We start from the raw sequence: 544 nt of genomic DNA on the forward strand, positions 1-544 counted from the left end.
GGGATCACCACAGAGCAATACTCCTGGATCGTTGGCGCATTCCAGTTGGCCTACACCATTTTCCAACCGCTGTGCGGCTGGCTGATTGACGTTATCGGTCTGAAAGTCGGCTTTCTGGTATGTGCCTCTATCTGGGCGCTGATGTGTATGTTCCACGCAGGTGCGGGCAGTTGGCTGCATCTGGCGATCCTGCGCTTCTTTATGGGCGCAGCAGAAGCGGCAGCTACCCCGGCCAACGCCAAAACCCTTGGTGAATGGTTCCCGAAAAAAGAGCGTCCGATAGCCGCAGGTTGGGCTGGCGTTGGCTTCTCTATCGGTGCCATGTTAGCGCCCCCCATCATTGTTATTGCACACAGCTACCTCGGCTGGCAGGGTGCATTCATGTTCTCCGGCGTGCTGGCCATGCTGTGGGTCGTTTTGTGGTGGTTGTTCTATCATGACCCGGAAAAACACCCGAACCTGAGCAAAACCGAGCTGGACTTCATCAAGCAAGATAACGAACCTGCGCCGGTTAAGCTGCCTTTCTTCACCGCACTGAAAACAG

1 protein-coding gene is annotated in these 544 nt (G+C 55.5%); it reads left to right on the plus strand.

What is annotated here, in order from left to right:
- Positions 1–544, plus strand: a 544-nt coding sequence (locus J5069_RS24045) for an MFS transporter (protein ID WP_264646151.1), incomplete at both ends; no start/stop codon positions are given.

The organism is Candidatus Symbiopectobacterium sp. NZEC127 (assembly GCF_025962675.1).
GTDB lineage: Bacteria > Pseudomonadota > Gammaproteobacteria > Enterobacterales > Enterobacteriaceae > Symbiopectobacterium.